Annotated in this window: 7 protein-coding genes; 1 reads left to right on the plus strand and 6 read right to left on the minus strand. The window is 65.3% G+C overall.

Annotated features, from left to right (window positions below; all coding sequences use genetic code 11):
- Window positions 1-14: 14 nt before the first annotated feature.
- The 3 genes from J2X98_RS21020 to J2X98_RS21030 form a co-directional block, all read right to left on the minus strand.
- Entirely contained in the window at window positions 15-1,010 is a 996-nt protein-coding gene (locus tag J2X98_RS21020) for a hypothetical protein (protein ID WP_307312128.1), read from the minus strand.
- Window positions 1,007-2,794, minus strand: a complete 1,788-nt coding sequence (locus J2X98_RS21025) for a hypothetical protein (protein WP_307312131.1) — start codon at window positions 2,792-2,794, stop codon at window positions 1,007-1,009. Before J2X98_RS21025 ends, J2X98_RS21020 begins: the two co-directional genes overlap by 4 nt.
- A 103-nt stretch (window positions 2,795-2,897) precedes the next feature.
- Window positions 2,898-3,236: a helix-turn-helix domain-containing protein gene (locus J2X98_RS21030; protein WP_307312134.1), complete on the minus strand. Its 339-nt coding sequence runs from the start codon at window positions 3,234-3,236 to the stop codon at window positions 2,898-2,900.
- Between the two features lie 245 nt (window positions 3,237-3,481).
- Here J2X98_RS21030 and J2X98_RS21035 point away from each other — a divergent pair, with 245 nt between their 5' ends.
- Window positions 3,482-3,871, plus strand: coding sequence for a helix-turn-helix domain-containing protein (locus J2X98_RS21035; RefSeq protein WP_307312136.1), 390 nt, complete (start codon window positions 3,482-3,484; stop codon window positions 3,869-3,871).
- A 585-nt stretch (window positions 3,872-4,456) separates the two neighbouring features.
- Here J2X98_RS21035 and J2X98_RS21040 read toward each other — a convergent pair.
- The 3 genes from J2X98_RS21040 to J2X98_RS21050 all read right to left on the minus strand — a co-directional run bounded on the left by J2X98_RS21040 (window position 4,457) and on the right by J2X98_RS21050 (window position 7,380).
- The gene (locus J2X98_RS21040) at window positions 4,457-4,969 is read right to left on the minus strand and encodes a hypothetical protein (RefSeq protein WP_307312139.1); all 513 of its coding nucleotides are present in this window, start codon (window positions 4,967-4,969) and stop codon (window positions 4,457-4,459) included.
- Window positions 4,970-5,490: 521 nt separating this feature from the next.
- Window positions 5,491-5,646: a hypothetical protein gene (locus J2X98_RS21045; RefSeq protein WP_307312142.1), complete on the minus strand. Its 156-nt coding sequence runs from the start codon at window positions 5,644-5,646 to the stop codon at window positions 5,491-5,493.
- A gap of 207 nt (window positions 5,647-5,853) precedes the next feature.
- The gene (locus J2X98_RS21050) at window positions 5,854-7,380 is read right to left on the minus strand and encodes a recombinase family protein (RefSeq protein WP_307312145.1); all 1,527 of its coding nucleotides are present in this window, start codon (window positions 7,378-7,380) and stop codon (window positions 5,854-5,856) included.
- Window positions 7,381-7,745 lie beyond the last annotated feature (365 nt).

A 7,745-nucleotide genomic window follows, 5' to 3' on the forward strand; every position in this document is an offset into this window, starting at 1 on the left:
GACTGCAGAGGACGTCATCGGGCATTGGCAGCGACCATCGCGGCGGCTCGATCGAGCAGGAACGGTCGGCCGTTGCGCCGCTCTTCGTGCTTGGCTCGGCCCGGGATCGCCTCCAGGGCCGCCTTGTAGAGCAGCCAGGCCTGATCGCTTGACGAGTACGTGGTGACGCTCCGGAAGCCAACGACGACCAGGTGGCGGCGCATCTCCCGGAAGAGCGTCCCGAGGATCGAGAACTCCCAGCGCGAGTGGTCGCCGCCGAAGTCGTCGAGGCGCTTCAGCCTCGGCAGTGCGCCCTCCAGCGTCCGTTCGACGATCTGTTTGCCGCCCCTGATCTCCGGAGCCTCGTCATCGGTGCCTACCATCGTCGCGCAGGCGCTCGGCGACGCCTTCGCCCTTGACGCCAGCGAGGCGTACAGGTCCTCGATCGAGACGAAAGGGGCGGTCGCGAGGACCTGTCCGCGGACCTGCGACCGGGTGTCCTCGTGGACGGGCAGACGGGTGAAGGTCACCCAGTGCTCGAGCAGGAGCTCGTACCAGCCGTGCTCATCTCGCAGCACTCGACTGGAGGACGCGCCGCCGTAGTGGTGGAAGTTGTCTGGCAGCGCGGCCACGAGGTGGTAGCCAAGGCCGGACATCGAGGTCTCCGTGTACAGGAGCCCTGGGAGCGTGAGCAGATTGGCCGCGATCTCAGCCGGGCAGTCCGGCTCGACGTCGATGACCATCAGGCCGTCGACCGCCGCCTGCAAGTAGTAAGCCGCGTTGGCCGCGTTCGGCAGCGCAGCGGTCAGCTCGTCGAGCCTGACCAGGCACTGGTCGTCGACCGACCAGGCCCCTCGCACCCTGCCGATGTCGAGCAGGGCCCGCATGTCGATCGGGGCCTTGCCCTTTGCTCCCACGTCGTCTCCCAGGCGTCCCGAGACCGTCCATCGCGACGCGTCGGCGAGGGCCCTGATCGCCGCGTTGCCGTAGAACGCAGGGAAGAGCTCCTGCGGGGAGGCGAGGGGGCTCATCGCCGCGTCCCCTCGCAAGCATCACCGCGGTCGGCGACGATCCGGTCAAACGATGCGAGAGTCAGGCCCAGGCGGTCCAAGTCGTCGAAGAGGCGCTGGTCGATGGCCTGCGAGGTCAGGGCCATCGCCTGGAGGTCGGCGTCTCCGTGAAACTTTGGACTCTCACGCAGGACCAGGGCCCGTTCACCAGCGTCCTCGGGCAGCATGCCGTCGGCGACGAGGCGATCGGTCCACCGCGCAACGTCGAGGTCGTGCAGCTCGCGCGCGGCCCGCACGACGGCGATGTCCGAGGCCGTGACGCGCTCCGCTCCAGGAGGCACCAGGACCCAGGTCTTTGGGCGCTTGCTCTTCGGGTCGGGCACGACCTGCTCGACCACCCAGCCGGCCTTGCGCAGGTCGGGAGCGACCTTCTTGAGCTTCCCGCTGACGCCCCTCTGCTCGGGCCAGAACTTGTCGTCGACGGGCCGCGGCAGCAGGGCGTACAGGTCCTTGCCGGTGCCCTCCCAGCGCTCGGTGATCTGCACGGAGATCGCGGAGAGGAACTTGTCGGTGGCGACGATCTCCTCGGAGACCGTTTCCTGCGAGCGGGCGTAGTGCTCCAGCCCGTTCGCGCCGGTGGCGAGGTCGACGGCGGCCAATACCTCGGCGAAGTCCGCCATGCGCGGCTTCTCGGCAAGGTGCACCTCGGGGAGCTTCTCGAGCGTCATAGCGACGAGGTCGAACAGACCGCCGACCATCGACGGGTACGCTTCGTCCCACATCGCGTTGAGTTCGCGCTCGGAGCGGCGCTCGGTCTTGGGGATCACGCAGAGGTCGGCCCAGACGCACCGCTCGGCAAAGTCGCCGGCGAGGGCACCGACATCGATGCCGGTGAAACCGACCACTCCCTGGAACTCGATGATCCTCTGTTCGTCGTCGGTGTACAGGGCCCGGTCGACATCGGAGCCGCCGGTGACGGCCTGGCAGAGGATGTCCGACATCCACTTGGGGATAGAAGAAAGGTTGTCGAACCCAGTGGTCCGCGACCCGTGCAGGGAGTGGAGGAGCTTGCTGGCGTCCTTGGGAGGCATGCGCACTTCGGCCTTGGTCGGATCGAACAGTTGGAACGTCCTGCGCATGGCGCTCGACTTGGCGGTGCCCTGCTCCCCGAGCAGCGCCAGGACGGGGCACGGGAGTCCGACGAGAACCACGGCACTGACGAGCCAGCCGCGGATTACCTGCCGGTCGTGGTCGCGCGGGGCGTTTACGAACGCCCAGAGCCGCTCGAGGTCGCCACCGGGCTCAGGGGTCGGCAGAGCGAGCGTGAGGGCGGAGCGCCGGAACAGCACGGGCACGTCGGCGTCGCCGGCGAGGACCTCCCAGCCGTCGGCGGTGATGCGGACGACCCGCTCGCTCTGGTCGCCGAGGTCGACGTAGAGTTCGCCGTCAGTAGGTCGTGCCAGCCGGTCGTGGAGCTCGACCGGCTCGGCTTCCGTGGCCTCAAACTCAAGCACGTCCATCGCCTCGGCCAGTGCGTTCTGGGACGCCGTCTTGCCGGTCATGCGGTAAAAGAGGCCGCCCAGCTCCTTCCGGAGCGAGCGCTTGCCGCCCTTAAGCGGACGGGTCACGTGCCCACCCTTGCGGACGGCGAACGGCTTGTCGTTGGTGTCAACGCCGAGGTCGTAGCACTCGATCGCCAGTTCGACGAGCTGCTGCGCCGCTGACTTCTTCTCGGCGGCCCGACTCGCCGCCGCGAAGTCCTGGTTGTCCTGTGCTGCGTTGTCGCGCGCATGGGGATCTGACATAATGAAGATGTCCCTTCGGATCGTTCACGAGCGCCCACTCGTGATCTGGATGGGGTGGATTTCTTGAAGAGCCCTCGCCTCGGCGGGGGCTTTCTTCTTTATGTCAGGACGCGCTGATGAGCTGTCCGAGCTCCCGCCGGCGCTCGTCACTCAAGGTTGGCCACGAAGACACGAGCAGGTCGGCAAGAGCGGAAGGGTCGTCCGGCGCAGGTACCGCAGCTCCCGTGGGCTCGACCGGGTGGACGACCAGTGCGAGATCCGAGGCATAGACGCGGAACTCCGAGCGCTTGCCGGTACCCACGCGGTGAGCCGGGAGCATTCCCGCATGAATGTATTCCCGCACGGTCTGAGGGTGGCGCTTCAGCCTTCGAGCAGCTTCAGGTACGGTCAGCTCGTCGTCCTCGCAGTGGGTGGTCGTGCAGGGTGGCGGAGTCGCAGGCATCGTGTTCGTCCTCTCGGAGAGATCGTGTTCTCGATCCGAGTCCGCGCCTGCCTCAGCCACGACGGCCACTACGACCGAACGCTCTTGTGCGGCCGCGTCCAAGATAGACGCTCAGCGAATGGCCGCACGCGGAGGGCTGCACTTTCGAGTGCTGCCTTGCCCCTATCTTAATCCAACTGTGTTGATCCAGCAAGGTAATCGTCTCATGGTGTTGGACTAGCATGATGAGAACACGAGGAGATTCCATGCCGAGGTTCAGTGCCGTATTCGCGGGCCGACTCAAGGATGAGCGACAGAAGGCGGGGATGAGTCAGGCACAGCTCGCCGAGCGTCTGGCCGCGATGCTGGGCGTCAAGTTCGACACCAGCGCGGTGTCTAGGATAGAGAACCCGGACTCAGGTCGCGTGATCAAGCTCGACGAGGCTGCGGCAGCGGCCGAAGTGCTCGGAGTTCCGCTCAGCGCCCTTGTGAGTAGTGGCGGGACGGTCGAGACCAGGATCGCCGAGTTGCGGCGGGAGCTAGAGAGGCAGAGGGGTCGTGCGAGCGGTGCAGAGTGGGAGTTCAACCAAGCGCAAGCCGCGATGGTCGCCATCGAGCGGGAGATTGCCCAGCTGGACTCGTCGCGCCAGGGGTGAATCGACCCGCCCAGTCCGCGGCGCGGAGGAGGCGGAACGGCGCAGACTTTCCACCTACTTCTCTTGCTGCAGCCCAACCCTTTCTCTTCCTGAGCTGCAAGGAGAGAAGTTGGGGGTTTCCGTCCGCACTTCCGCACACATGCGGCTCTTTCCTGCGTGTTACCTGGGCAAACGGGATCGCGGAAGCCTTACGGAATTCGGTGCGGATCATCTCGCGCTGCGGGTTCCACAAAAGCTTCCGCTCCGGGTTCCGCGCTTGGCGGCGTCCCTCGCGCTCACCATCTTCTAGCCCGCCTCCCGGCCTATGCAGGAAGCCATGCGCTCCAGTTCTCCGATCTCCCGCCTGGTCGCCTGCGCGGGTACGCACTTCCGTCAGAATTGCAGGCTCACGCCCGACGAGCTCGCTTTCGTTCTATCCGGGCTCGGGCGCGACCTGAACGCCGACGATCCCGCTGTCGCGTGCGATGGGCATGCCCGAACGTCGATCACTCTCGACTACTATGGCCACCCAGCCCCTGTCGGACTGGCACCCTTGATGGCGAAGAACGACGAGCTCGCGGCCCCGCGGGTCGAAGAACCGGCTTGCTACTTCGACGACCGCCAGCGGTCCGGCGGGACGCGCGTCTTGAATTGGGCGATCGTCTCGCCAGGGCGCGCATCGTCGGGGAACGGCTGATCAGCGCCCAGCAACGCTTGGCCGAGATGCCCGCGCCAGGCTTCCTCTTCAGAATCCGCCGCGGTGGAGGCGCGCCTTCGGCTGCTCGAGGACATGATTACGTGCAGATCCTCGTCGACATAGACCCGGATGTCGGTGTGGTTGGCGCGAATCCACTGGATCGCCGGCTCGAGAGGTCCGATGTAGTCCCACGCGGGCATGTCGGCCATCCGGGCGAAGTCGTTATCGCTCGGCTCGAAGTCGGCTGGCGGATCCATTGGAGTGCGCGGTTCGACACCTTCCCAGGGCGGTGGTGTCGCTGCCCGCCGGACGCTTTCCTCCCACTCCTCGACTTCCTGCTTGTAGCGGTGCTGGGCCGTCGCCCGGGAGACGCCCATTGCCGCAGCCAGGTCCGCCCACGAAGCGCCGTTTGCCTTCGCCATCGGGACTAGCATGTGCCTGCCCGCTGCTGCGAAGCGATCGAGCCAAGCGGCTGCCTCCAGGGCGTGAAGGAGGTCTTTAGCCGACTGTCGCATGAGACCGGAGCCACCGAGTGCTTCGCGCAGGACATCCCAGGCTTGATCAGACGCTTCGTACATCGCCGGCGATCCCTGGTCGACCGGCTCTCGGTTCCATGTCGGTAGTGGCATGGGCAACCTCTCTTATTCGCCGTCTGTATGCAGAACCCTACCTTGCCTGTATGAAGTTTCATACAGGCCAGTGCGCGGGCGCCCGTATATACGGGTAGCGTTCCAGCGCTACGGGATCCTTGGTGGCTATTGGTGTGCCACTTTCATCGGGCGTTCGAGGTATCCGGTTCTGTCCGGCGGAACGCATGAAGCCAGCGGGCGAGGTGCTTCCGCGTCGGGCCGCGTGCGTTTGAATCTCTCGTCTTCTGGTGAGAACCGTATCTCTAGGGACGGGCCTAGGTGTGGGCGACGGGCTCCTAATTATCCCGCCGAGGTCAGGCCGCTCTGCGCTCGGGCTCCTGGATCCTGCGTCCTCGTTGGGCCGGCACTACCACGAAGAGGGCGTGCAGCTGGTGGAACTGATCATCGGAGAGCGGGGGAGCTTCGGCGGCAATGCGCATCGCCCACTCTTTCAGTGACTCCTCGGTCACTGCATCAGGATTATTCTTGGTGATCGTCGGCATGGGAATCCCTGGGGGTTGCTCTTGGGATTCGAGTCCGCCTTACCTCGACCACGCAGGCCATGACGCCCTAAAACGCTTCGGTGGGGCCGTCTCTGCTGGCTTGCCACCCGGGGGACCGCGCTATAGGAGCGCCGCCTTGTACACAAATTTACCGTGGAGAACTGACAAAACCGCTCAGCGCCACACGAATTCGACGCGCTCCCGGTTGATGCCTCTCTTGCCCCGCCAGTCCGCGCTCACCGTATGAACCCGCGGCGTGACCAGTAGCCGGATGGCATGGCGCTTCTCGACCAACGAAAGTTCTTCCCAGCGCGCCTCGACGTCGTCAGCACCCGCGAGATCGACGATCAAAGGATCCGTCGCCGCCAGGGATTCCAGCCGTTTCTGTGCTGCTTCGATCTTGGGAGCCACCCTGTTCTCCTGGTCGAACAGCAGGCTCAGGTTCCGCTCCGCCTCGGCGCGCTCCCGCACCTGCTCGATCCACTCACGGTGACCCCTGATTTCTTCCAACAGGGCTTGCCGCACTTCGTCGATGCCGTCGCCTTCCTGGCCCACCCGGGCAAGGAAGTCGGGACGCTGGATCCTCGCCAGCACCACCGCCGTGACAACCTGGTCCAAATGCCCCTCGCGCATCGCCACGTGGAACCCGGTCTTCCCGGGCGTCCCTTGGCAGAGGTAAATGCTGTAGTGCTTCCTCGGGAGCTTTTCGCCCGTCTCCTTGTCGTACTGCTGTCGCCCCGCGTTCTGCTTACTGACTCGCATCCCAGCCCCGCAGACACCACACTCGGCGATGCCGCCCAGCAGGTGCTTCGCCGGCCAGCTGTTCGCCTTTTGCCTGCTGCGCCCGGCCATGACGGCCTGAAGCCGGTGCCAATCTTCTGGTTCGAGCAGCGGCGGCCACACTGCTTCGACATCCTCGAGCACCTTCCCTTGGTGTTGGCGCAAACCGGCGTAGGCGGGCATTGAAAGCATTTGTTTGATGGCCGGAGGCGTCCAGCCCAGGACGCTGCGGCGCTGCCTAAAGGCGGGTCGCCTCGGCTGGATCCCACGGGCGTTGAAGTCCTTCGCGATCCCGTAGTAGGTCTCGCCGGCGAGGACCCGTTTGGCTGCCTCCCGAACGATCGGTCCGTGCTCCGGGTGCTCGACTACCTCGATGAGCTGCCGGGTCACTTGGTCGTACACGCGGTCGTAACCGTAGATGTTCTTCCCGTGAGGCCGGCCCTTCATGGCGTTGGCGCGCATATCGCGCAGCAGTCGCTCGCTGGTCTTATCACTCTCGTACTCGGCATCCGACGCGTCCTCGCGCAGGCTTCGCCGGTCACGGGCATTGCGGGGGTCGTAAACGCGGTTGTGCGTCATGACCCAGATCAGCACGCTGCGGTCGGCGCAGAATTCGATCAAGTCGATCCATTCACCGGTCCTGCGGGAGCCGCGGCTGGACTCCCAGATGCCGAGCATGTCGGCATCAAAGGTCCCGTCCTCGAGATCCGCCATCAACTCGGCGAACCCCTCACGTGCCTTCCTGGCGTATCTGCTGGCGCTGCGGTCGGTGTCACGGTATGGCCGCGGATGGAGGGCCCAGCCCTTCTGGCGGGCTGCCGTCGCCATCTCGTCGTGCTGCTGTGCGGGGCTTTTGCCGGTCCCTGAGCGGTCCTGGGACACGCGGAGGTACTCTCTCAGAACGGGTTCCTTAGCTTCCACCTACCCATCTTAAACTTGGTCAGTATAGGAGGAAGGCTGCGGAGGTGGGTGTCGCCGTTTTGGTGGAGGCGATCCGCCGTCCGCTCCCAGGGCGGTGATCTGATCGGGTCCCGGCGAGCAAGCCCTCAGCAACTTTCGCCCACGTCCGGTGTGGGATTCCCTGCTGCGAGCTCTGTCCGCCTCGATTCTCCAGCGGACTCCAAGATGACGTGCGGGAGCGGGCCCTGTCGGCAAGCGTCGCAGCGGCAAGACCAAGCGACTCACGTCTCACTAGGTGTACTGTCCCGGCAGGTTGGTGACACGGGGACGGATTTGACGCAATAAGAGGACCTCCGGGTGTTGTGTGGTGCTTGTCGAGAGCGAAA

It is taken from the genome of Pseudarthrobacter enclensis (assembly GCF_030811655.1).
Classification (GTDB): Bacteria; Actinomycetota; Actinomycetes; order Actinomycetales; family Micrococcaceae; genus Arthrobacter; species Arthrobacter enclensis_A.

What these genes read in the sequence shown, in the direction of transcription:
- J2X98_RS21020 (WP_307312128.1), bottom strand. Translation starts at nt 1,010, where the DNA reads ATGAGCCCCCTCGCCTCCCCGCAGGAGCTCTTCCCTGCGTTCTACGGC.
- J2X98_RS21025 (WP_307312131.1), bottom strand. Translation starts at nt 2,794, where the DNA reads ATGTCAGATCCCCATGCGCGCGACAACGCAGCACAGGACAACCAGGAC.
- J2X98_RS21030 (WP_307312134.1), bottom strand. Translation starts at nt 3,236, where the DNA reads ATGCCTGCGACTCCGCCACCCTGCACGACCACCCACTGCGAGGACGAC.
- J2X98_RS21035 (WP_307312136.1), top strand. Translation starts at nt 3,482, where the DNA reads ATGCCGAGGTTCAGTGCCGTATTCGCGGGCCGACTCAAGGATGAGCGA.
- J2X98_RS21040 (WP_307312139.1), bottom strand. Translation starts at nt 4,969, where the DNA reads ATGGCGAAGGCAAACGGCGCTTCGTGGGCGGACCTGGCTGCGGCAATG.